We start from the raw sequence: 24814 nt of genomic DNA, 5'->3' as shown, positions 1-24814 counted from the left end.
ACATTTTCTCCCCTGGCCTCTGATTTAAGGCCCCAAAAACAGGATAGATTAAAAATGTTTTTGGAAAGGAGGCCTTATGGCAAAGAAGAAACTACTCAGCGTAGTTGTTTTGACCGGTATATTCGCGCTCACGAGCTGCGATGACTCGGAATCGACCGCAACCGGTCCAGGGTCGGAAACCACCCCGGAAATCGCGGGTTTAATCACATCAAGCTCAGACGGATTCGCATTTCCGGGGAGTTCCAGCGATGGAACCACATTACCGGGAAGTTCAGGCGGGCTTTTCGTCCCCCCCGGCAGTTCCGACGGCTTGGGCGGACAACCGGGTATAGGTGGCGGAATAAACTTCGGTGGCACTCCCGCTGCCGGAAGTTCCAGCAGCATCGGCCAAGCCGCACCGGGTTCCAGCTCCAACATCGGCGGCACCGTAATCAATTCCAGCAGCATCGGTCAAGCAGCACCGGGCAGTTCTAGCAACGGCCAGGCAAACCCAAGGAGTTCCAGCAACGGGCAAGTAGCTCCGGCAAGTTCCAGCAGCGCAGGCCAGGCAAATCCGGCCAGTTCTAGCGAAGTCGCCCAGGCTAGCGGCGGCATTTTCCTCGCCGAAGGCCAGGAAGAAGAAAAAGACCTGATGAAAGTTGTCTATAAGACACGCACCGGTTGGGATGGCGAAGGAATTCTCGCTTATCCGGAACAGCTCTCCAGCGACAAGAAGCACGCCGTCGTGGTGTGGGGTCCCGGTGGCGGCGAAAAGCCCGACGCTTACGAAGGCATGATCCGCAGACTCGCCTCCCACGGATTCGTGGTGATTGCGCTTAAAGAATCTCCGGGCGACGCCAGCCAAGCCACGAAGGCTCTTGACTGGTTGGAACAGCAGAACAAGGATTCCAAGAGCCCGCTGAACGGCAAGCTCGACATGAATACCGTCGGTTGTTCCGGGCACTCCATGGGCGGCCTTGAATCCGAACAGGCGGCCATTAAGGACAAACGAGTTATCACGGCGTTCCTCAACAACAGCGGCGACCGCAATGGAGGTGCGTTCAAGAACATTCCTGCCACCAAGACGGCCGGAGTCGTCTTCGGCGAAAAGGGCATGGAACACGACAACGCCATCTCTGACTACAGGAGTGCGACAAGCGTTCCGGCCTGCATGATCGAAATGACCGGTGGACCGATGAACAGCGAAGGCGGATACGGCCACGGTTCCGGTCCGTGGGACGGCATGGCCATTACGATTGCCTGGATGCGCTGGCACCTTGGCGGCGAAGACTTCCGCAAGGCAGACTTCGTCGGTTCTAGCGGCAAATACATCGACGGCAACATCATTGGCAAACAAGGCAAATGGAAAGGCGAGTGCAAGAACTTCAATTAACGAGTTTTTGTTGTGCAAAAGCTGGCGGCTTCGGCCGTCAGTTTTTTTTCATAGAGGATAACTCAACTAAGGCGCTAAAAGCGCCAAGTTTCGTATATCTCGCCTCTCGTCTCTCGTCCCTCGTCTCTCGTCTTTTTCTACATTTACTGCCACTATGAGCATACAGATTCCTCAGCTGCCCAAGGGCACGCGTGATTTTTACCCGGAAGCGCAACGCATCCAGAACTATATTTTCGATACCTGGCGCAGTGTCGCCGAAAGTTTCGCCTACGAAGAATACGAAGGCCCGATGTTTGAGCACCTTGAACTCTATACGGGCAAATCCGGCGAAGAAATCGTAAGCCAGCTTTACAACTTTAAAGACAAGGGCGACCGCGAAATCGCGCTCCGCCCCGAAATGACCCCGACGCTCGCCCGCCTCGTGATCCAGAAGGCGCGCGAACTCAAGAAGCCTTTCAAGTGGTTCAGCATGCCGCGCCTTTTCCGCTACGAGAAGGCACAGAAGGGCCGCCTGCGCGAGTTCTTCCAGCTGAACATGGACATCATCGGCACCGAGAGCATCTATGCCGAAGCCGACCTGCTCGCCTCCATCGCGACGATGTTGCGCAAGTTCGGCCTCAAGGACGGCGAATTTGCGATTGGCGTCTCTAGCCGCAAGCTTCTGGCCACGTACCTCGAAGAAATCGGTGCCCCGAACCCAGCGCTTGTGTACCCGGTGCTTGACCGCCGCCTGAAAATCGGCCCCGAAGCCTTTGCGAAGGCACTCGCCGAAGCCGGCCTCACCGAAGACCAGGTGAAAAAGCTTGACGACTTCATGGGCTGCAAAAGCCTCGAAGAAGTGCGCAATGCGGTTCACAGCGAAAACGCGGGCGCCGCTCTCAAAGAAATCGAAGATTTATTTGAGACGCTCGCTGCCGCGGGCTACGGCGATTGCGTGAATCTCGATCTTTCGATTGTGCGCGGACTCGCCTACTACACCGGCATCGTATTCGAAGTGTTCGACAAGGGCAAATCGATGCGCGCAATCGCCGGCGGCGGCCGCTACGACAGCCTCACCGAAAAGCTCGGTGGCGAACGTATCCCAGGCGTGGGCTTTGGCATGGGCGACGTCGTGCTCGCCGACCTGCTGGCCGAACACAACCTGTTGCCCAGCCCCAAGCAGAGCGTGGACTTCTACATTGCAAGCTTCACAAACGACATGAAGAAAGTGTTCGAGACCGCCCAGACATTCCGCGACGCAAAACTCGGCAACTTCTCCGTTTCTCACCCGCTCGCCCCGATGAAGATGGGCAAGCAGCTGGACCAGGCCAACTACCAGGGTGCAAAAATTGTCATCTATGTCGACGGCTCCAAGGCAGGCGCTGGCGAATTTGAATTCAAGGACATGCGCACCGGCGAAATGTTTGTCGGAAACCCCGCAGCCATCGTGGAACGATTGAAAACCGAGATCAAGAAACCAGAATAATCAATGACCCCGAAAAAAGCGTTAATTACCATCATAAGCCTGTTCCTTGTTCTTGGATTGATGGCCATTATTTTCCCGTCCGACGGCATACACATCAGTGAATCACTCACACTCCGTTTTCCGTCCCTGACCGATGTTTTCCCTGTCGCCGACACCACGGCAAACGGGAAAAACGACCCGGAAGACGAGATCAGAGCTATGATGGAAGCTACCCGGCAGAAGCAGTTCGCCGCCTTTGCCGATTCCTTGCGCTTTTACCAGGACTTTTTCGATAGCGGCAAAACAAGGTTCGACCTCCCTAACAACGACCCCACGTGGTTCGACAGGTTCTTCCTGCACCTCCAGTTGGCGTCGATAGACAGTTCCGTTGTACACATCGTGCATTACGGGGACTCCCAGTTGGAAGAAGACCGCATTTCGTCGACTATCCGCGAAGACCTCCAGGAGGAATTCGGCGGTGCCGGGCCAGGCATGCTCCCGCCCGTCCTCAAAATCCAGCCGCAAACGACCGTCCACTGGAGCCGGGGTGCCCTAGAGCGCTACATTCTCTTTGGCCCCAAAGACGAAGAAGCCACTCATAGCCGCTATGGACCGCTGGCTCAGTTCGCCAACTTGAACGGAACCGCAGTTATCGGCATCAAGCGCCGTCTGGACCGCAAAGACAGGACAAAAGTTTATCCGCACGCCGGCGGCTACGCCACTATCAAGGTCCTTGCAGGCAAGCGCGGAAAGCTAAAAGCGAGGTTGGATTACGACCGCACCTTCACGACTGTCGTGGGCCTAAACCCGGACAGCACGGAAAAAATCAAGACTTCGGTCAAGATGGTCGAAGCCGAACCGCCTCTCGTAGATTCTTCTTACACAAAACTTAACGTATATACGTGGAAACTCCCCGATACAACGTCGTCTGTAAAGATTACGCTCACGGGAAATACCGAAATTTACGCCGTTTCCGCAGACGGAGCCTACGGCGTGGCCGTCGACAACGTGGCCATGCGCGGTTCCTCGGGAACGATTTTCCACAGAATTGACCCGGAACTGCTTGCAGAATCGTACAAGGCAATGAACGCGAAGCTTATCATGATGGAATACGGTGGAAACATGGTCCCGAGCATTTCTACATCCAACATAGACTATATAAAGAAGCTCGTCACGCGCCAGATTCTCGCCATCCAGAAGGCCAACCCGGATGCAGACATCATATTCATCGGCCCCGCCGACATGGAAAGGCAATCCGACGGACGCTGGAAGACCTACCCCGCTCTCCGCATGACCATCGCAGCCCTCCGCGAAGTCGCCCTCGAAAATGGAGTCGCCTATTGGGACATGCACCGCGTCATGGGCGGTAACGGAACCATGTCGAAATGGGTCAAGCGCGAACCCCCGCTGGGATTCACGGACCATATCCACTTTACCCGCCGTGGCGCAACGCACATGGGCGACCTGTTCAGTTCTTCGCTGCGCATGTACTACGACTTTTTCAAATTCAGGGGCAGGCACAACATCTCGGACAAGAAGTTACTCGCACTGCGTTCCTTCAACGACTCTATAAGCACCGCAGAGGCGAAGAAGCCTGTGGTGGAAGAAACCACAAAGAAGCCTATTGCGGCACCGGCGCCCAAACCGATCACGGAGCCCGTGCGTAAACCCGTCGTCGCCGAACAGCCGACGCGCAAGCCGATTGCCGAACCGACACGCAAACCGGTCGCAGAACAACCTGTTCGCAAACCGATCGCAGAACCGACACGTAAGCCTGTCGCAGAGCAGCCCGCCCGCAAGCCGATTACAGAACCGGTGCGCAAGCCTGTTGCCGAACCGACACGCAAGCCCGTTGCCGAACAGCCTGCACGCAAGCCGGTCACGACAAAGAAAACAACAGAACAGACAACGGCCAAGAAAAAGACAAGGCGCAAAGTCAACGACACAGAAAATCCGCAGATAAAGAAGCGGAAACAAATTCAGCAGACTACGCCGGCCGACCAACAGAAGCGAAAGGTAAGGAAAAAAAGAAGGCCCGTAAACGGGCAAAAGCAGGGGAGCAACACAAACTTGTCTAAAAAGCAGCCGACAACGCCGGCTACAAGAAGGGAAAAGAGATGAGAAAGGTAGCACTAATCATTGCGATAACCGCATGTTGCGTCTTCGCTAGGGAGCCTGCGCCCTCCCCCAGCGACTACACCTTGGACCTGTCCAAGTACGGTTTTATAGACACCTCGCTCAACAAGATTCAGTTCCCGAAGGGGAACAAGTCCTTTGAGCCCTTCTTCAAGAAGCTCGATACACTTGTCTTTGAAAACCGTGGGCAAGTGAGAATCCTGCACATCGGCGGTTCCCATATCCAGGCCGATGCCATGTCGGGCCGTATCCGCGAGCACCTGGTCAAGGAATACCCCGGAGCCAGCGCCGGCCGTGGATTCGTATTCCCGTTCTCTGCCGCCAAGACAAACACGCCCTCCAGCTACGGAAGCACCTACAAAGGAATTTGGGACATGAGCAAGAACGTGCTGCGCGAAGTCAAGAAGCCGCTCGGGCTCCTTGGAATTGCCGTCAGCACAAGCGACCCCCGCGCTGAATTTTCTATTCTCCTGAACCGCTACAACCCGCAGCCCATCTGGAGCGAGACAAGAATCCGCCTCTTCGGTTACAGCGACCACGGAGACGTAATCCCCGTTTTACACGTGGATTCCCTCGAAATTCCGGGAAAACTCGATTCTGCAACACAGAGTTTCACATTCCCGATTCCTCGCCCCATCGATTCCATTCATATTTCGTTCCGCTGGCTCGACAGCCTGCAACAGGCTGAAATTGCACGGTTCATCACGGACTCGCTCCGCCAAGATTCCATCGCCAAGGCCGCCGCCCTCGCCGATTCGCTGGCAAAAGATTCCTTGGCCCGGAAGGATTCCTCGAAGAAACCTGCCGCTATACCGGATAACGTCGCGCTCCCGCTTGACTCCATGTACCAGGACAGCAGCGTGATTGATACAGCACTGGATGAACCTCCCCCGTTTGAACCGGAACCGATGGCACCGCTGGACGTGTCGTCCAACGATTCAAAACCCGGCAGGCCGAGATTCACGCTCACGGGTATTTATACCGAAAGTGACGCCCCGGGTATCATGTACGCAAACGTAGGCATCAACGGAGCGAAGGTCCCCAACTACTTCGAAGCCACATGCCCGCTGCTCGAAAAGGAACTCGCCTTCCTCAAGCCGGACCTGGTCATTTTCGCAATCGGCATCAACGATGCGAACGTAGATAGGTTCGATGACAAAGGCTTCCGCGCCAACTACGACACGCTGATTACGCGGATTCGCAAGGTCAGCCCCAATGCGGCCATCATTTTTGAAACGAACAACGACTCCTTCCGCAAAACCAAGAGGAAAAAATATGCGCAGCACCCCAACGGCGAAGTGGCGCGCAAGTCGTTCTTCATGCTCGCAGACAAGTACAAAGCCGGTATCTGGGACAAGTTCTCCATCATGGGAGGCCTCGGTTCCATGGCCAAGTGGGAAAAAGCGGACCTCGCCAAGAAAGACAAAGTCCACTTCAAGCTTGCCGGTTACAACCTGCTCGGCGATCTTTTCTACAAAGCTATCATCCAGGCGTACCAGGACCATATCGCAAGCCTCCCCGCATTGGAACCCGAAGCACCGAAACCAGCCCCCAAGAAAGCCGACTCCACGAAGGTCCCGTCCAAGGCAAAAAAATAGAATCCAGAATTTGTAACCCATGTTAGACCATTTAATCCCATTTTTAAGTCACACATTCGCGTTCGACCCGAACTCGCCGCTGCTCTTTACGCAGTTCTATTTTTGGGGTTTCTTTGCTGTCGTATTTGCAATACTTACCCTCGTACACAACAAGCTCCTCCTCCGTAACGCGTTCCTCTTTTTCACTAGCCTTTTCTTCTACTACAAGACGAGCGGAAGTTACGTTTGCATCTTGATTTTCTGTGTCATCGCGAATTTCTTTATCGGCAAATGGATCGAAAAAGCCGAAGAACACTGGAAAAAGAAATTCCTGATGATTATTGTCGTCATCATCGACCTGCTGGTGCTCTGCTACTACAAGTATTCTTACTTCTTCCTGGATGCGCTTTACGACTTTACCGGAATCGAGTTGCACGTTTACAACTTCTTCGCTGCCGCAAGCAACAAGATGTTCGGCACAAATTCGCTCGTCGACACGATTATCCTCCCGGTGGGCATCTCGTTCTTCACGTTCCAGGCGATGAGCTACTGCATCGACATCTACCGCGGTAAAATCAAGGCCGTAGACAACATCCTGAACTTCGGTTTCTACCTGTCGTTCTTCCCGCAGCTGGTCGCAGGCCCGATTGTGCGTGCCGACAAGTTCGTCCCGCAGCTCTACAAACCGTTTTTCCTCCCCCGTCGCACATTCGGCATCGCCGTGTTCTGGATTCTGAACGGCCTCGCGAAGAAAATCATTTTGAGCGACTACCTCGCCACGAACTTCGTGGACCGCGTTTTCGATACGCCACTCCTGTTTACCGGCCTCGAGAACCTCATCGCGCTCTTTGCCTACTCGCTGCAGGTTTATGCCGACTTCTCGGGCTATACCGACATCGCCATCGGCGTGGCGCTTCTCATGGGATTTCGCCTGCCACAGAACTTCAACAGCCCCTACAAGGCGCTCAGCCCCACCGAATTCTGGCGTCGCTGGCATATTTCCCTTTCGAGTTGGTGGCGCGACTACCTCTACATCCCTCTGGGCGGCAACCGCGGGGCTTCCGTCGGCACGTTCTTCTGGATGGGTTTCTTAAGCCTTGTCGCCGTCCTGCTTTCAGGCAGTGTGTGGGTCGCCGCTGCCCTCATCGCGCTATTCCTCTATATTTCAATTTACGCATATTTCAAGCCGGAATCCCGCAAGTTCATCACCACAAACATGAACGCCATGGCCACACAAATCGTGGGCGGTTGGTGGCATGGTGCTAGCTGGAACTTCATCATCTGGGGCGGCCTCAACGGGTTCGGCCAGGTGTTCAACAAGATTTGGGTCAAGAGGAGCCGCACATTCAGAGCATCTGCGGCCCTGTTCTTCTTCGCCATCAGCGCCATCATCTACAAGAACTACGACGTCGCCATCTGCGCCATTTCGGCCGTATGGTTCGGCGTGCTGTTCGTCGGCATCTACGCCGTCATGCTTTTCCGCCTGTTCAGCGACAAGTATTTCCACTGGCTCTATGTCGCCTGGAACGTATCGCTCACGTTCGTGTTCATCACGTTTACGCGTCTCTTCTTCCGTGCAGGATCCAACCTCGACCCCGCCGAAGCGAACGAAGTCGCCTGGAACACGGCCAAGAACATGGTCCAGCAGATGGGCACCGCCTGGAAATGGGACGATTCGCTCTGGACAATCGCCTGGGAACACATCAACATCATTCTCGTGTTCATCGCGGGCATGCTCATCCACTGGATTCCCAAGAAGTTCAAGAGCCGTTACAGGATTGCATTCGCATCACTCCCGCTCCCTGGAATGGTCGCCGCAACGGCGTTTATCATCTTCGTGATATACCAGTTCATGAGTGCCGATAGCTGCCCGTTCATTTATTTCCAGTTCTAGGAACGATGAGGTGTGAGGTCGGCACTTCGTGCATTTGAGGTCGGTCGCTAACGCTCCCTTTGAGGTGTGAGGAAAGTAAACAGTGGTTGGTGGTTAGTGGTTAGGGAAAACTTGTCATTGCGAGGGGTGAAAACCCCGAAGCAATCTCCATCAGAGAATCTAGAGGCTAGGATCTAGGGGCTGGAACCTCAAACCTCAGAGTGCGTAGCACGACCTCATACCTCGAGCCTCACACCTCACAGCTCATGCCTCGAGCCTACATCGTATCATATATCCGACCGTCTTTATCCGAGATGCAGCGCAGCGGCCTAGCATATCACGAAATTTTACCATTTCCTCTTTTTTACCCGCTTTTCGCATTCCTTAACGTATATTTGGAGGATGAACAAAAGAATACATAAAATTTTAGGATATCTATTCATTTCGTCTACGGCATTTCTATGGATAGCCTGTAGCGGGGACGCCCCCCTCACTGCGGATGACGATTCCGAGTCAAACAAGCCCCATTTATCCATTGATATCAAGAAAGAACTTTCAAATCTGAAAAGGCGCGATATAAGGACAATGGGGACAACCGTGACGGGATATGACGCTTGCATTACACGAATCATAGCCAATGAAGACTTGGAACACAACTTTATCATAACAGACAAAGGCGAACTCGAGGCGAGGAAGATTGTGGAAACCAAAATAAAAGATTTTTTGGAAAGTCCCAAGGGGGGAGCTTTTCTTTCTGATAGTTCAAATAAGTGTTACACATCCGTTATGAACCAATTTCCACAAGTCCCATTTGATGACGACGTCAAGCTCTGCGATTCTTATTCTGAAGAAATTACCATAGACGACCAGAACTTCAAAAACCTCATGATAGCAGACGAAATCAGCCGCGAAGCATTCGAAGAAAGCCTCAAAAGAGCCAATGAATTACTTGCTGGGTGTGATTCTCCCAAATAGCAAATGAGGTATGAGGTCGGGGCTTCGCGCCTCGCGCCTACATCGTATCATATATCTGGTCGTCTTTGCACAAAACACTGCGCAGCGGCCCAGTTCATCACTAAATTTTATTTTTTTCCTCTTTTTTACTCGCTTTTCGCATCCCTTAACTTATATTTTGAGTATGAATAAAAGAGTGCGTAAAATTTTTGGAAATCTGTTCATTTCATCCACGGCGCTTCTGTGGACCGCCTGTGGCAGCGACTCTGCCAGCGCACCAGACATTACCATACCCCAAGCAGGCAATAATCCAGCCAGTTCATCCAGTGAATCCATTCAAACATCTTCCAATGGTTCCGTTCCAACATCTTCCAGTGAGCCCTTTCCAACTTCTTCTAGCGAATCGATAACAAGTTCTAATGGGACTTCCAATGCATTTTTCAATATCGAAGAGGAACTTTCAAAACTGAAAAGGCCAGACACGACTGGATTAAGAGGGACAACCGTATCAGGATATCAGGCTTGCATTAATGGAATTCTAGCCGATGAGAATTCGGAATACATCGCTTATATGGTTCGAAGTGGTGAATTCGAGGCAGCACGGGTTGTAGACGACAGAATAGAAGCGTTTCTAGAAAGTCCCAAAGGAGCGTCTCTTCCCCAGAGTTTAAAGAACTGCTACAAGTCCGCCACGTACCTCATTGGTGCAGCAGCATTAGACTATGGCGTCGTCCCCTGCCATTCCGAATCTGAAGATGTTATCGTTGACGACAATTACATCAACAACCTCTTGGCGGCAGACGAAATCAAGCGCAAGGATTTCAAAAAAGCCCTCGAAAGAGTCAATGAAAGAATTGCTGAGTGCGAAACGAGGTAGGAAGTAGGAAGTAGGAAGTAGACAGTAGGAAGTAGGAACTGGGGTTGTCATTGCGAAGGGCGAATAGCCCTGAAGCAATCTCTAAGTATGAGGTCGGCACTTCGTGCCTTTGAGGTCGGTCGCTAACGCTCCCTTTGAGGTGTGAGGAAAGTAAACAGTGGTTGGTGGTTAGTGGTTAGGGAAATAGACGAGAGAGTAGGAAGTAGGAACTGGGGTTGTCATTGCGAGGGGCGAATAGCTCGTGCCAGGAATTTCATACCTCAGAGTGCGTAGCGCGACCTCATACCTCACACCTCACAGCTCACTGCTCGTGCCTCGAGCCTCGAACCTGAAAACGTATTTTGGAGATAAGTATGACTAAAAAGATTCACAACTTCTTCGGGAATCTATTCCTTTCGGCAACGGCCTTGTGCTGGATGAGTTGCGACAGTTCGTCCAGCACATCCCCGGTTAGCATACCCGACGAGAATCCAACTTCTTCAAGCGATTTACCAGCATTATCGTCAAGTGACCACCCAACCTCATCAAACGATACCGAATCTTCGCCTTCAACAGAATCCTCAAGCGACGCGGCATCTTCGAGTTCCATAGGCAAAATTTCAGATTCAAAAGACTTTATCGACATTGACGAAGAATTATCCAAGTTGACTCCTCCAGATACGACCGGGCTTAGAGGGCAATGCATTTCGGAACAACAACATTGCGAAACCATTGAAAATTACAACGCTTATTTTAACGATGCATGGCAAGTGGAAGTAATCGCAAGGGAAAAGCGAGATTCCATTCTCAAAGACAGCGCCACATTTTCTTCATATAAATTAAAGTGTTACAAGGACTTAATTAAACAAGCGATGGCCCCCGTATATGGGGTATCTTGGTGTTCCAATCCAAATCGAGAAAAAAACACGGACGAAACTTGCGAAACCGAAGGTCAAATCCGAATCGACGAAGAATATCTAAAAGCCCTCCAGGACAACTACAACACGAAAAAAAGAAACTACCAAAGGATTTTTGAGGATATCAATGAAAAAGCAAAAAAATGCGAGGACAGGGAGTAAAATATTTAAGGCATGAACAAAAGAGTATGCAAAATTTTGGGAAATCTCTTCATTTCGTCTACGGCGTTTCTGTGGGCCGCTTGTGACAGCGAATCCGCCAGCGCCGCACAAGACATTTCCGCATCAAACGAGCCCCGCCCATTCATCGATATCGAGAAGGAGCTTTCAAAGCTAGAAAAGCCTGATACGACCGGATTAAGAGGGACAACCGTATCGGGATACAAGGCCTGCATTGCAGGAATTTTAGCCGCAGGACCTTCGGAATACACCAGTTATATTGGGGACGATGGCGAATTCGAGGCTAAAGGCGTTGTAGATAACAGAATAGAAGAATTTCTGGAAAGTCCCAAAGGAGCAGCCCTTTCCGATAGCATAAGGAACTGCTACAAGTCCGCCAAATACCTGATTTCTGCAGGCGCATTGGACTACGGCGTCATTCCCTGCGGTTCCTATCCCGATGAAGTTATCGTTGACGACCAGTACATCAACAACCTCCTGAAAGCAGACGAAATCAAGCGCAGTTCATTCAAAAACGCCATCGAAAGAGTCAATGAAAGAATTGCTGAGTGCGAAACAAGGTAGGAAGTGGTTAGGAAAATAGACGAGAGAGTAGGAAGTAGGAACTGGGGTTGTCATTGCGAAGGGCGAATAGCCCTGAAGCAATCTCCAAGATAAGAATCTAGAGACTAGGATCTAGGGGCAGAAACCTCATACCTCGCGCCTCGAGCCCCGAACCTGAAAACGTATTTTGGAGATAGATATGAATAAAAAAATTCACAACTTCTTCGGGAATTTATTCCTTTCGGCAACGGCCTTGTGCTGGATGAGTTGCGATAGTACATCTAGCAATTCTCCCATCCACATAGCCGACGAAGACCCGGCATCTTCAAACGGCATTTCAGCAAGTTCATCGTCAAGCAACATCTCCGCCGAATCCTCATCAAGCGAAGTTTCTGCAAGTTCGTCATCAAACGAAGTTTCTGCAAATTCATCGTCGGCAGATCCCGCTTCTTCTAGCCTTGCAGCTTCTTCTAGCCTAACGGCATCTTCCAGCAGCGCAACCTCCTCGTCTTCTCATGAAATTCCATCCAGTTCCTCGGAAGAACCAATTGATTCGACGGGTTTCATCAACATCGTCCAAGCATTGTCCACACTGACACCCCCCGACACAAATAAACTTATGGGAAAGTGCGTCTCCACCGAAAACTACTGTGCCACACAGAGAAAATCCGACGGACACGAATTCAATCCTATCCAATATTCTCTTATAGCAGACGCTGAAGAATACGCAACCGGAAAAATAGATTCTCTCCTCAATGACGAACAAAGCGCATCGTTCTCAGAAAACAAAATTGAATGCCTCAAATCACTATTCCGCTATACATGCGTCCCTGATTATGGCATTTACACGCCTCTAGATTGCGATGAATATCTCAAAACAAAAACTCTTGAAACTCCATGTGACTCCCTCGAAGAAGGAGTCCGCATTGACGCATCGTACATCCGTTCACTTGAATATGTTTATCAACTTGAACGCGGAACTTATATCAAAGTTCTAAAGCGCATCAACGGAAACGTCGCAAGTTGCGATTCCCTTGAATAGTAGTCCATAAAACTATATTTGAAGTCGTGGACAGCGCAGAAAAAAATTCAGCATTCGACAAAAGGCTCAAGCGGCAGGTCATAGGAAAACCTCACCGCTTCTTGGCCGTTGTCCCGCTCGGGTTCGAAAAAACATTCGTCAGGGAAATGGACTTTTTAAGACGAGAGAGTGTCGAAAATCAAGGCACAAACTCGCTAGACATAAAAATTGCCGGTGACGGGAAAGTTGAATTTACGGCAAAACTCGTCGACGCTTGGAAAATCGTGGCATTCAGCCGCATCGCCAACCGCATCCTGGTGCACATCGCCGATTTCAAGGCCGAAAATTTCCGCGAGCTAGAAAAGAAAGCCGCCGAGATTCCCTGGGAACTTTTCCTAACCACTAACCACCAACCACTAACCACTATTCACGTTACTTGCAAACATTCGCGCCTGTACCACAGTGACGCCGTCGCCGAACGTTTGCTGAAAGTGATTGAAGGGGGAAGTCTCCCCCTCGCTTCAGCCCCTGTCGGGTCTTCCGCTACCCCCTCTGCGGGGACACCCCGCAACGCCCCGAAAAGCGAAGCGAGCGACCTCGCACCTCATACCTCAAGCCTCTACGTCACGCTGATTGACGACCGATGCACACTCTGGCTTGACCTCGCCGGCGAAGAACTCTACAAACGCGGTCACGAACGCTTCGTGAACGACGCCCCGCTCAAAGAAACCATCGCCGCCGCAATACTCCAAGAAGCATTCAATGCCGCCATCCTAACCACCAACCACCAACCACTAATCACTCTTATTGACCCAATGTCCGGCAGCGGCACCTTCAGCCTCGAAGCGGCCTACATGGCACACGGGCTCATTCCTGGCAAATGCCGAGACTTCGCACTCAAGCACCAGCCAGCGTTCAAACCCGCAACCTGGAACCACATTGTCAATTCGGCAAACGCAAACCCGAATCCGTCATTGCGAAGGAACAATGATTCCGAGTTGTCATTGCAAAAGATCGATGATTCCATATTGTCATTGCAAGGGAATGATGATTCCATATTGTCATTGCGAAGGAACGATGATTCCATGTTGTCATTGCGAAGGAACGATGATTCCATGTTGTCATTGCGAAGGAACGAAGTGACTGCGGCAATCTCCAGCACGATTCACAAAATCATCACCTCCGATATTTCGGAAAGGGCAGTTGAAATCATCCAGCACAATGTGGAATGTTGCCCGCTCGCAAACATCGCTCCGAGCGCTAACGCACCAACAATCAGCCCACAGCTTCGCGACTTTTTCAGCTACACGGCAAAAGAAATTGCAGACCTCTGCGGAGAATCCGCCCCCGTCATCGTGCTGAACCCGCCCTACGGCAAGCGTCTCGACTTTGACGCACCAAAACTTTATACGCAAATCGGCAAGAAACTTGCAGAACTCGCCCGCGAACTTGCGCCCCTCGGCAAGCAACTCACGGTCGCCATCCTCGCCCCTAAAGACGATTCACGCCCAGGCTCTAAATACACATGCACCGCGAACCTGCTGCACGAATGCCCCGCACTTGACCCACAACAAAACTCCGACGCAAAAAACATCGTCACAAGCCACGGCGGCCTCAGCCTGAACGCGATAATCGCAAGAATTTAAGGCTCTTGACTTTTTATTTTTAATTTTATATATTGTACATCAGATGACAGGGTGGCAGACCAGTCCACCTAAGACAAAAAAGAAAGGTCAATGGATGACAGGGTGGCAGACCAGTCCACCTAAGACAAAAAAGAAAGGTCAATGGATGAGCCGTATTTCATATATCCTATGAAATACGGTTTTTTTTTGGAGGAAACATGAAAAAAGCACAAACTGTCATTCTAAAGAAAGCCTTTTTTGACAAACACATTAATCATAAAGAAATTCTATCAAACAAAGCTGGTCGTCCCTATCTTTCTCTTATCATTGAATATAACGAGAAAATATTCGCCATACCTTTTAGAACAAACATTAAACACAAATATGCATTCGTATTCAAGACATCAACAAGAACAAATAACGAAAAAGATAAACTTCCCGGCATTGATTTTACAAAGGCCGTCATCATTCAAGAATCAGACATAGAAAGACATTGCGCTATAGATAAGAATGAATGGATTGAACTAAACAAAAATCTTGACACAATAACAAAAAACTTTATTGAATTTATCCAAAAATTCAAGAGATCTTTAAAAAATTCATCATTTGAAAAACTCCCCGAATTTAAATTTTCATCGTTACAATACTTTATAAATGATTTAGAGGACCTGTTTAAAGAGGATTTTACTCCACCGGCAGATTCTTCGTCCGGCGCATGAACCGGAGCGTTTCCTTTTCGCCCTTCTCGGCCAGCATCTGGAGCAGATAAAGTAATTTGCGGTAAGTCGTCTCGGTCATTTTTTCGTGAGCGGTACTTTTGGTCAAATACAGCAGCGGGGATTCCTGCGTGTACGCCTTGTTGTACGTCTTGGAGGCCGCCACGCGGTCGCAGAACATTTCCTTGATGTAGCGGTCGGGCATGTCCATCGGCACGAGTTTCTTGGTTTTCATGTCGTAGTCGTACCAGAACTCGAAATGGTGCTTGTTGCGGCCTTTGTGGTGCATCCAGGCCAGACTGTAGCCTTTATCGAAACGTTCACCGTTATTGGGCGACTGGTCGCCCGTGTAATACCGGGCCCCCGGAATAAACTCGGTCAGGCTGTACTTGGAAAGGTCGTGAAACAGCCCCTGGAAACCGATGCCCGCCTTGAAACAGAGGCGAACCACCTCGTTGCGGTGCTTCGTTATCGTGATGAAATGCCGGATGGGATGGAAACTCATAGCCGTACCACGTCGTCACAGATTTCGGCGACCGCCGAGCGGTGCGTCACGAGGATGATCGTCTTGTCGGCAAGGCCCGCGAACAGACGTCCATACAATTCACGTTCCGTGTTCTCGTCGAGTGCGGAACTGATTTCGTCAAGGAGGAGGATATTGCCAGGGCGCAAGAGACCGCGCGCAATCGCGATGCGCTGTGCCTGCCCTTCACTCAAGCCGCCGCCACGTTCGCTAAGTTCCGTATCGATTCCCTTGGGCAAATCATCGACAAACTCGGCGCATGCCAGGCGGAGCACCTCACGCAATTCGTCTTCACTGGCATCGGGTTTTGCAAGCAGCAGGTTATGCCGGATGGTCCCGCTCATGAGCGTGTTGCCTTGCGGCACATACACAAAGTTGGCACGCATTTTTTCCGAAAGGATTTCCACAGCCCCCGAAGCACTCCCGTCATCGGCGCTGCACTGCGAATAAATCAGCATCCTGCCGCGATCCGGCCGCACAAAGGCAAGCAACAGCCGCAACAGTGTCGTCTTCCCTGCTCCGGTCTCGCCCATCACGGCCACCTTGCTCCCGGGCTCAAAATCGTAGCTGAAATGGTCTATCGCCTCGTGGTTCTGCCCCACGTAACCAAAGCTCACATCCTCGAGACGGACGCCAAGGCGACCGTCCATGACCTGGGCCGGTTCGTCCGTACTTTCGTCGGATTCGCGCTGTTTTTCCAAATCTTGCAGCCGGTCTATTCCAGCCATGGCGTGAATCACCTTGGGCCCCATGTTCAAGAGCGAAAAAATCGGGTGCTGGATCTGCCCGACCAGCTGCAAGAAGGACGTCATCACGCCAAAGGTTATGACGCCGTTGCGCAGTCCGATTCCGCCCCACACAAACGCCACCAAGTAGCCGAGCCCCAGCGTGCAGCCGAAAAGCAACCGCGTCACCATGGTAAAGCGCGCCCGACGGCAAACATTGCGCCTCAACAGGCCCTGCTGTTCATCCAGCAAGCCCGTGACCCAGCCCTCACTGCCGAGCGAACGCAGCACGGCATTGTATTCCATGCCCTCCTGCACCTGCGTCTGGATGCGGCTTTCGCTCTCGCGAATCGCAAGCGTCATATTCTTTAGCTTATGCGAAATCAGCTTGCCGAACACCACGGCCACGGGCGTCAAGAGCAACAGCACCCAGGCAAGCCTCGGGTCGAACCAGCGCAACAACAGGAACGAGCCGACCAGCTGCAGCGTGGTCACGAGAATCTGCGGAAGGGTGTCCATCGATACCTCGCTGATGGTCTCGATGTCCTTGGAAAAACGCGAGGTGATGTCGCCGGAATGGAGTTCCTTGATGTCATAGAGCTTGCGACGGAACAGGACCTCGAACATCTTGAGGCGCAACCCGCTAGCCGCACGGACCGAAGCATCGGCAGTCATGTAAAAACATATCTGGCGCAGCACTACGCTACCCACCACGGTCAGCACGAGCAGCACAACCATGTGAACGATATCGTCGTCGCTCCCCGTGCGGATAGTCTCATCGATAAACCGCTTGGAAAGCCAGACCATCAAGAGTCCGAGCGAAACACGGAGCGCCCCCATAACGACCCGAGCCGCTATGTTCAGGCGGAAACCCCGCGTAAAGCGCCAAAGCCAGACGAGATAGCTCATTCGACTACTTTAACCTTCTGCCATTCGCCGACAATCGCCGACACATCCGCTTTTGCGCGTTCCAAGTCCACGTCGTATTCGTTACAAAGCGCCTCGGCAAGGGCTTCTACAGTGAATTCACCTAGCGATTCCGCCTTTTCCCACAGCCAAGCGGCAGTTTCGTTCAGGCAAAGCAGGCGGCCAAAATCCAGGGCACCGATGCCCTCGCCCATAATCACCTTTTCGCCACACACGTCACGCAAAACAAAGCCTTTTTTCAATTTCATATCGGAATCCTTCTATAAATTGCCAAGAGCCACCTCCTAAAAGGTAACACAGCAAACCAAATTTTTGCAGTCAGCCGGCTGCCCAAAGAGTCCAAAGAGCGCCTTTTTCCGCCCTTCCCCACCACATGGGTTGCGCGGGCCCGGACATCTGCAAGCCGGCAATGTTCCCGGCCAGCCAAATTTCCGTCCCCCATCAAGGTCACAGCATCGCCATCGAGGCAAACAATGCGGTGAACGACATACCGCCCACCTTCGACCTGCGCAAGGACGACATCGCCCACTTTCAAGGTCTCGGGTTTCTCGAGCACGACGCTGTCCTCGCCGCCCACGATAAATGGGAGCATGCTCCGTCCGTTCACCGGAAACGTGACGGAAACGCCCTCGCCCACCAAGCGGATGGCCTCCTGCATTATGCTTTCGTCGCTAGCCATCAATCACATCCACTATCGTTTCACGGCAAAGTCGCGCCGCACCTTCGTCCGGCAAACATTCCAAATACCACAAGGGGACATTCGAGGCCAAGGCGTTTTCGGTATAATGCAACCCATCGGCAATTAAGCGTTCCCAGCGTTTGCCCGAAATACTGGGAACCAGGGCCGCATAGGCCTTGACTCCGCGCAAACGCTGAATTTTGTTGAACGGGGCTTGCGAAAGAAGCACAATCCCGCCCAAAGGCAGGCTCTCGTTCTTGTAACACGGAGTCTTTCCGCTCCAAGGGGAACCGTAAACCACAGCGCGCGCCACGCCCGCCGGGGATTCCGGTGCAAAAAAACGCACCACGGGATTATCGTCGTTGAGCAAGGCCGAGCCCTCGTTGTAACGCAGCCAAAGCCGTGCATGCGTGCTCTTGCCCGTGCCGCTCTGGCCAAGGAACATGTAGCCCTTCCCACGATAACCAACCGTCGCCGAGTGGAAAAGTGCCGTCCCGAGATTGGCCGTCGCAAGGGCGTAAAGCACCATCAGGGAATTGTTCACGGCGAATTTCACGGAATTCTGGTTCGAAATGTCAGGCACAACCAGGCGGGCCTGCGCATATCCGGGCGAACAGAGGAGCATTCCCACGTCCGCACCGCGCAACCGGAAATTGAACATGGAAGAACCGGCATCGTCATGCCCGCAAAGGATTTCCTGCCCTTCGTCCTCTTGCCGGGTCTCTTCGATAAATCCAGGCAAGGCCGTAGAATGCTCGACAGCAAGGGTAAACAAAGGGCTCTCCGGCACATCGCCGTCCCCAGACGGCACCGCAAAGGGCTCGTAATTGTCCATTAACGCAAACAAGTCCACCCCAGCCGATTCAGGCAGGTTGGAGCCAACGGAAAAAACATGTCCTGCGACTTCATAAAGTCGAGTTTTCATTCACGAATATCCCTTAACGAAAACTTGCGCAAACGGATACGCAGCGGAATCGATCTAAATAACCATCCCCAATAATAGAACTCTTTCCACAGAGATTCGGAGGGAACGAAGGCAAAAAGGCGCAGAGAACGCCACTTCTGAGCAAACCATCTCGGAACGACATTCCATTTCTCTCGTTGATTATAGAATCCGAAGTGTCCTTCGGCCAAAATCATGTCCAACATCCATGCTCCACGCCAATGGTCAGGGCGGCACAGCATTTGATTTTGTTCCAAACCCAAAACATGTTCCAAGACCCACATGAGCGCACCGCAAGTATGAGAGAGCCCCATCCTTGGCAACTGGGCGGCCACCTCCTTCCTATCGCTTTCCGTGGAATGTTGCAACAAGATAAAGTAATCCACCAATTGTCTGAATCCAATTCCCTTATTGATAAAATGCTTCTGGATATGGGCTAGCTGCATCACTAGCGCGAATTGGAGTGACGGGACATAGAAACCTTCGGGAACTTTGTTCACATCCTTGATTTTACTTTCCAGATACCGCATCAAACAAGAATTTGTAAATGGATTGTAATTCCCAGAAGACAATTTAAAGTGAATCTCGACTTGGGCGTTTGAACAATTTCGGGATAAATTCAAATGATGCGAAGCTTCAAGAACATTTGATTCCTTGATATACGACCACCCAAGTTTGTCTAAATGGCGAATAATTTCATCTTTTCCACCCGAAACCCAAATATCAATATCTCCACACTGGCGCAAGAGTGGATCTGGATACAGCCTAGCATTGGCAGGGCCTTTCAGAACGGCCGTCTGGCATCCGCATTCAGCAAAAGCCTCCGTCAGGCGAGCCGCTTCGGCATTCAATATGCTGTTGTGTCCCCTTATCTGCTCAGTTTCCCAAGCCCATTGTAACAAAATATCCGAAGGGGGACGTTTGTCTACTGGAAGGCGACCAATACCAAGGTACGCCAAGCCCAACACAGATTGCCTTGTCGCAATATCTTGCAGGCAAAGCCAGTCTTCGCGTGTATGTGCTAAAAAATCAGAAACAGCCGCACCGGGATTCCCCAGCGCGAGCCGTAAAAGAGCAAAGAAATGTTCTGCTTCCGCCGAATTCACATAAACCATCATCAGGGAGAACTGATGTAAACATCAATGACATCGTCTGGTTCATCTGAACCTGCAAGCAGATTCGACGATTGAACCAGAGCGACAATGTTCATCTTCGGCGAAAAGTATTCCTTCCTGTCTATTTCGTCGTTTTCCATACTACTTAACAATAACTCTTCTACCGTTCTTGAAGTAAGAGCCCTTCGTGGTGGGTTTGCCATTGAGCTTACGTCCCTGGAGGTCATACCAACGATCCACCTTGAACTCGCCCGTTGTCGTATTCCAAGAGCCCTTGCCTACGACAGCTCCATCACCGTTCTGGAATTCCACCTCAATGATTTCGGGCAATTCCGATGCCCCCATCGAACGGCGAGCAGAAGCCCTGACCGACCTTGTAGCCGCGGCGTTTTCCTCATTCACCAAGTAGGCCCTCATCGGGCGCAACCAGGCGCCAGAACCGGCTTTCACGAACTGCCCGACCTTCAAATTATTCTGGGCAACAGCGACAAAGCCATACGCACGTCCCAATTCAGGATCACCCGCAGCAAATGTCTTATGTGCATACGTGCCTTTGAACGTCCAATTTCCGCTTGTGGAATTTCTGATTTCGCTCGTATTGAAAGCAACAGGAGCATCCAGATCAAACGAAAGTGGCGCCGTTTCAGTAGGCATAACCAGATAGGGCTTGTTCGCCACGATTGAGCCTGCTTCTGGCGGAACCACTGTAGCTCTCCATTTTCCATCGACCTTTTCAAGATGGGCAAATTCGTAGAAGTTTCCACCATGCACCTTGCTTGTATCGACAGAGAACGGCAACACAATAGTCGACATTTTACCCTGTTCGAAAACGCGGTTGTATCTGACCGTATCAGCAAAGACATCCGTCGGAATATCTATAGTTCCAAAAGAGTTTGCATCCAGCTCTGCAAGCGTTGTTCCATCATTATACTTGGTAAATTGGACTGCACCATAAACAACCACTTCGGGTTCATCCGGCACCCACTTGGCGTAGAAGGTCTTGTCACCCGAAGAGCCCGTCACAATTTGAGTTACAGCATCGCCTTCGAAGTCAGGATTATCGAACCAGCCACCAAAAGTGAAGCCTTCACGACCCTCTGCTTCTCCCAAAGCAAATGTTTCGGTTTCGCTCGTGTAAGACGTTCTGCTGTTGGCCTTAGTACCACCATTCAATTCATAGGTAAGGGTATAGACCTTAATCCACTTTCCGTACAGAGTCAAATCACCATAAGAACCCTTCTTAATCTGCGTAACCTTTGTCGTATAATTTGTTTCTTTAAACCATCCACCAAAATCATAACCTTCACGCGACTGGGGATACTTTATGTCCTTTTTATCATTAATCGTATATGTCGTCGGATTCTGAGGGTTATTTACACAACCATCACATTCGTAAGTAATCGTGTAAGTAGCCAAGTTCCAAGTCGGATACAGCGTAACAGAAGCCACAACCGTAAGGGATTCGCCAAATTCATATTCCTTTGTTCCACCCATAGTTGTCGACCAACCATTCTGCTCGTAACCTGCACGGCGGAAGATGCCTGCGGATTCGAGAGTGATGGATGAGCCATGTTCCACGAACTGGTCCGAAATGGAACCATAGGAATTGTTGTCGGCCAGATACATGACCCTGTACGTCTTCTTGGACCACTTGGCATAGAAGGTCTTGTCGCCAGTCGTTCCCTGAATCACTTGGGAAGCCGGGTTGGTGAAATTGGCATCGTAGAACCACCCCTCAAACACATAGCCTTCAGAATCGGCCGGAGCAGCCAAGGCGAATGTCGGCGTTTCAATGGTATAGAAAACTGGATTTTCACCCGCATTCGACACACCATTCATTTCGTAAGTCACCGTGAATGTGTCGAGAGCCCATTTTGCATAAAGGATAATGCTCTCGTGAATTTGCGCTGCAAACTGATAAGGATTCTCGCCTTCTGCATCCGTAAACCATCCGTCGAATTCATAACCACTATCTGCAATCGGATCCGTCGGAGCAGTCACCGTATCGCCGGCACCCACGCGAACATAATCCACAGTCGTCCTACCATGCTGATTAGCATTATAAGTCACCGTATATGTTTCAACATCGGTCCATACGGCATACAAAACAAGTTCGTCAGATGCGGGCACTGTATCCAGCGAAACAGAATCACTTTCATGAGCCCCTTCAGTCAGCGCCCAACCGGTAAAGTACGACCACGTATCGCATTCACCATCCGACGCATATTCTTTGCAGCGAGAACTCGGCAAGGAACCAAGTCCCTCGACTGTAATCACTTCGCCACTGGCAACCTGTTTTGTCTTTTCGCTTTCGTTAGTTTCCGGGAAAACACCGGGAGCAACATTGAAGGTCACCGTATAGACCGGAGCCCAGACAGCGAAAATCGTATCGGTATGGGAAACGGTCCCGAGATCGGCCACCGGGGCGGTAGCGTCACGGGTCATGGCCCAACCGACAAAGTTATGATTTTCACGGGACGGCACGCCAACTTCGTCGGCGGTAATCGCCATTCCAGCCTCAAGGAATTTGTCCTTATCCGCCTTTCCATTGGCAAAGGCACCACCGTTGGCATCGAAGACTATCTTGTAACCGTCAATTCCGTAGCCATTCAGAGAAAGTCCCGTCTCGCCAATGGACCACGGTTCATTCTTGCAGGTGCTATCTGCATTCATTCCGTTCAAAGCGCAAATGACTTCATCGGAATTGATATTGTCAACCTGGACAGTCTGATCTGTAACATTACAGTCTTTACAGGATTTACCGACACCACCGATTTCTTCACCTTGGTAATAATTCGTTCCTTCGTAAAAATCGTTTTCTGTAGATATTTTTCCAGACCAAACATTTCCGGCAATTCCACCGACAGCACCATCAGTACCGGTATTTGTGAGTCCCGGACCGGCATAGATGCAAGAAGACACGGTCACATCCGTTTTCGTTATGCCGATAATACCGCCAATATACGCCTTGCTTCCGCTCGTCTGGATTTCGACAAGGCTCATGCAATTGGATATCGTACCCTTTTTAGCATTACCTACAATGCCACCGACACCCTGGCTATTGCCCGTCGTCTTGATGATTCCCGAGGTCATGCAATTGTCAACGACATTGGTCCCTTTATCGGACATCCAACCAACAACAGCTCCAACCGAAATTTGATTGTCCTGATTACTAATAATGGTACCGGCATTCGTTGTAGCCTGGATATCCACATTTTCAAGAATCAGGTTCAGGACTTTTCCATCACCCAGCACTCCGACAAAACCAAGATTCTGGGCATACTCCTTATTGATGACAGAAAGCTCATCTCCATTTATGTAAAGATTCTTGATGATATGGTTCTGTCCGTCAAATATCTTTCCATAATACTTATCGCCCTTTCCGGCAGCCAGTGGAATCCATAGATGTCCACCCAAATCCAGGTCGGCGGTCAGCTTCGCATTGCCACTATTATAATTAGCGCCATACCAAGCGAGTTCCGCCTCGGTATTGATGATATAATAATCACCCTCTTTTACTGGCTGCGTTTTCGAAGTTCCATCCCATGCCGCAAATGCCTGCCCTATTCCAAAAAGGCAGACCACAAAAAGAAAGAAATGCAATTTTTTTAAAATTCTCATAATTTTCTCCTTGGGGGTTAGTAACAACAAAATATTCAATTTATTCAAAAATATAGTATAGTAAGAAAATAAACGCAAACATTGTTTACATGTTGTGAAACGAATCACCCCCAAACCCACGTATTACGTGACCGCCGCCACAAAAGCAAAATGCCCTTTTTTTGCTATATTTCAAGTTAGAATAATTGGCAAGCCCCATTTTTCTAGCTTTGCCACACAAAAAAAAAGAGGATAAAAAATGCCGAAACTTCGTTCGCTCAAGACTATGGAAGGCCGTGAAATGGCCGGTGCACGCGCCCTGTGGCACGCAACAGGAACCAAGGTGGAAGACTTTGGTAAGCCCGTGATTTGCGTGGTGAACAGCTACACCCAGTTTGTTCCGGGACACGTCCACCTGAAGGACTTGGGCCAGGTGGTCGCCCGCGCGATCGAAGCCGCCGGCGGTGTCGCTAAGGAAATGAACACCATCGCCGTGGACGACGGTATCGCCATGGGCCACGACGGCATGCTTTACAGCCTCCCGAGCCGCGACCTCATCGCCGACTCCACCGAATACATGGCAAACGCCCACCGCGCCGACGCCCTCGTTTGCATCTCTAACTGCGACAAGGTGACTCCGGGCATGCTCATGGCCGCCATGCGCCTCAACATCCCCGCAATCTTCGTCAGCGGCGGCCCGATGGAAGCTGGCCACGTGACCACGAAGGACGGCAAGGACCGCGCCCTCGACCTGATTGACGCCATGATCGATTCCGCCGACAGCTCTGTCAGCGACGAAGACGTGGCCGCCATCGAAGCGAACTCCTGCCCCACTTGCGGTTCTTGCTCCGGCATGTTCACCGCGAACTCCATGAACTCCTTGACCGAAGCCCTCGGCCTCAGTTTGCCGGGCAACGGCACCATCGTCGCGACCCACGCCGAACGCAAGAAGCTGTTCGAAGCCGCCGGTAAGCGCATCGTGGAACTCTGTCACCAGTATTACGATTTGAACGACGACAGCATTCTCCCGCGTAGCATCGCCACGAAGGACGCCTTCGAAAACGCCATGCGCCTCGACATCGCCATGG

The 24814-nt window shown here is 51.2% G+C and carries 22 protein-coding genes; 13 read left to right on the top strand and 9 right to left on the bottom strand.

Annotated elements, in window-relative coordinates; genetic code table 11:
- Positions 1-76 precede the first annotated feature (76 nt).
- The 7 genes from Q0Y46_RS09395 to Q0Y46_RS09365 all read left to right on the top strand — a co-directional run bounded on the left by Q0Y46_RS09395 (position 77) and on the right by Q0Y46_RS09365 (position 10233).
- Positions 77-1372, top strand: a complete 1296-nt coding sequence (locus tag Q0Y46_RS09395; protein WP_297946889.1) for an alpha/beta hydrolase — start codon at positions 77-79, stop codon at positions 1370-1372.
- A 154-nt stretch (positions 1373-1526) separates the two neighbouring features.
- Positions 1527-2837: a histidine--tRNA ligase gene (gene hisS / locus Q0Y46_RS09390; RefSeq protein ID WP_297946887.1), complete on the top strand. Its 1311-nt coding sequence runs from the start codon at positions 1527-1529 to the stop codon at positions 2835-2837.
- Between the two features lie 3 nt (positions 2838-2840).
- Positions 2841-4937: a GDSL-type esterase/lipase family protein gene (locus Q0Y46_RS09385; protein ID WP_297946885.1), complete on the top strand. Its 2097-nt coding sequence runs from the start codon at positions 2841-2843 to the stop codon at positions 4935-4937.
- Positions 4934-6550 carry a GDSL-type esterase/lipase family protein gene (locus Q0Y46_RS09380; protein ID WP_297946883.1) on the top strand — a complete coding sequence of 539 codons (1617 nt, stop codon included), beginning with the start codon at positions 4934-4936 and terminating at the stop codon, positions 6548-6550. Before Q0Y46_RS09385 ends, Q0Y46_RS09380 begins: the two co-directional genes overlap by 4 nt.
- Positions 6551-6569: 19 nt before the next feature.
- Positions 6570-8423, top strand: coding sequence for an MBOAT family O-acyltransferase (locus Q0Y46_RS09375; RefSeq protein ID WP_297946881.1), 1854 nt, complete (start codon positions 6570-6572; stop codon positions 8421-8423).
- Between the two features lie 381 nt (positions 8424-8804).
- Positions 8805-9377 (top strand): hypothetical protein, encoded by a 573-nt coding sequence (locus Q0Y46_RS09370; protein ID WP_295683125.1) that lies wholly within the window; start codon positions 8805-8807, stop codon positions 9375-9377.
- A gap of 163 nt (positions 9378-9540) precedes the next feature.
- A complete protein-coding gene (locus Q0Y46_RS09365; RefSeq protein ID WP_295683128.1) occupies positions 9541-10233 on the top strand; it encodes a hypothetical protein in 693 nt (230 codons plus the stop codon).
- A 367-nt stretch (positions 10234-10600) separates the two neighbouring features.
- Here the strand turns inward: Q0Y46_RS09365 and Q0Y46_RS09360 are convergent, their stop codons facing one another.
- Positions 10601-10822: a hypothetical protein gene (locus Q0Y46_RS09360; RefSeq protein WP_297946879.1), complete on the bottom strand. Its 222-nt coding sequence runs from the start codon at positions 10820-10822 to the stop codon at positions 10601-10603.
- A gap of 55 nt (positions 10823-10877) precedes the next feature.
- Between Q0Y46_RS09360 and Q0Y46_RS09355 the strand changes: the two genes are divergently transcribed.
- The 5 genes from Q0Y46_RS09355 (at position 10878) to Q0Y46_RS09335 (ending at position 15217) form a co-directional block, all read left to right on the top strand.
- The gene (locus tag Q0Y46_RS09355) at positions 10878-11291 is read left to right on the top strand and encodes a hypothetical protein (protein WP_297946877.1); all 414 of its coding nucleotides are present in this window, start codon (positions 10878-10880) and stop codon (positions 11289-11291) included.
- Positions 11292-11303: 12 nt separating this feature from the next.
- Positions 11304-11873, top strand: coding sequence for a hypothetical protein (locus tag Q0Y46_RS09350; protein ID WP_297946875.1), 570 nt, complete (start codon positions 11304-11306; stop codon positions 11871-11873).
- Positions 11874-12051: 178 nt separating this feature from the next.
- Complete coding sequence (locus Q0Y46_RS09345; protein WP_297946873.1) at positions 12052-12894, top strand: hypothetical protein; 843 nt, start codon at positions 12052-12054, stop codon at positions 12892-12894.
- A gap of 26 nt (positions 12895-12920) precedes the next feature.
- Positions 12921-14519, top strand: coding sequence for an RNA methyltransferase (locus Q0Y46_RS09340; RefSeq protein WP_297946871.1), 1599 nt, complete (start codon positions 12921-12923; stop codon positions 14517-14519).
- Positions 14520-14716: 197 nt separating this feature from the next.
- Positions 14717-15217, top strand: a complete 501-nt coding sequence (locus Q0Y46_RS09335) for a hypothetical protein (RefSeq protein WP_297946869.1) — start codon at positions 14717-14719, stop codon at positions 15215-15217.
- Here Q0Y46_RS09335 and Q0Y46_RS09330 read toward each other — a convergent pair.
- From Q0Y46_RS09330 to Q0Y46_RS09295, 8 genes are read right to left on the bottom strand one after another with little or no spacing between them, the layout of a single operon-like run.
- Positions 15183-15719 (bottom strand): DUF5662 family protein, encoded by a 537-nt coding sequence (locus Q0Y46_RS09330; protein WP_297946867.1) that lies wholly within the window; start codon positions 15717-15719, stop codon positions 15183-15185. The genes Q0Y46_RS09335 and Q0Y46_RS09330 overlap by 35 nt on opposite strands.
- On the bottom strand, positions 15716-17371 hold the full coding sequence (locus tag Q0Y46_RS09325; protein ID WP_297946865.1) for an ABC transporter ATP-binding protein: 1656 nt from the start codon (positions 17369-17371) through the stop codon (positions 15716-15718). The genes Q0Y46_RS09330 and Q0Y46_RS09325 overlap by 4 nt, the downstream gene beginning before the upstream one ends.
- Positions 17368-17637, bottom strand: a complete 270-nt coding sequence (locus tag Q0Y46_RS09320; protein ID WP_297946864.1) for a PqqD family protein — start codon at positions 17635-17637, stop codon at positions 17368-17370. The genes Q0Y46_RS09325 and Q0Y46_RS09320 overlap by 4 nt, the downstream gene beginning before the upstream one ends.
- On the bottom strand, positions 17634-18068 hold the full coding sequence (locus Q0Y46_RS09315) for a S24/S26 family peptidase (protein ID WP_297946862.1): 435 nt from the start codon (positions 18066-18068) through the stop codon (positions 17634-17636). Before Q0Y46_RS09315 ends, Q0Y46_RS09320 begins: the two co-directional genes overlap by 4 nt.
- Entirely contained in the window at positions 18061-18993 is a 933-nt protein-coding gene (locus Q0Y46_RS09310; protein WP_297946860.1) for a hypothetical protein, read from the bottom strand. The genes Q0Y46_RS09315 and Q0Y46_RS09310 overlap by 8 nt, the downstream gene beginning before the upstream one ends.
- Positions 18990-20129, bottom strand: coding sequence for a nucleotidyltransferase family protein (locus Q0Y46_RS09305; protein ID WP_297946858.1), 1140 nt, complete (start codon positions 20127-20129; stop codon positions 18990-18992). Before Q0Y46_RS09305 ends, Q0Y46_RS09310 begins: the two co-directional genes overlap by 4 nt.
- Positions 20129-20266: a hypothetical protein gene (locus tag Q0Y46_RS09300; protein WP_297946856.1), complete on the bottom strand. Its 138-nt coding sequence runs from the start codon at positions 20264-20266 to the stop codon at positions 20129-20131. Before Q0Y46_RS09300 ends, Q0Y46_RS09305 begins: the two co-directional genes overlap by 1 nt.
- Before the next feature lies 1 nt (position 20267).
- Positions 20268-23747, bottom strand: coding sequence for an InlB B-repeat-containing protein (locus Q0Y46_RS09295; RefSeq protein WP_297946854.1), 3480 nt, complete (start codon positions 23745-23747; stop codon positions 20268-20270).
- Positions 23748-23985: 238 nt separating this feature from the next.
- Between Q0Y46_RS09295 and Q0Y46_RS09290 the strand changes: the two genes are divergently transcribed.
- On the top strand, positions 23986-24814 hold an 829-nt coding region (locus tag Q0Y46_RS09290), incomplete at its 3' end, for a dihydroxy-acid dehydratase (protein ID WP_297946852.1).

It is taken from the genome of uncultured Fibrobacter sp. (assembly GCF_947305105.1).
Classification (GTDB): domain Bacteria; phylum Fibrobacterota; class Fibrobacteria; order Fibrobacterales; family Fibrobacteraceae; genus Fibrobacter.
Note: the sequence above shows the minus strand (reverse complement) of the source record. Positions and strands in the feature narration are given on the sequence as shown.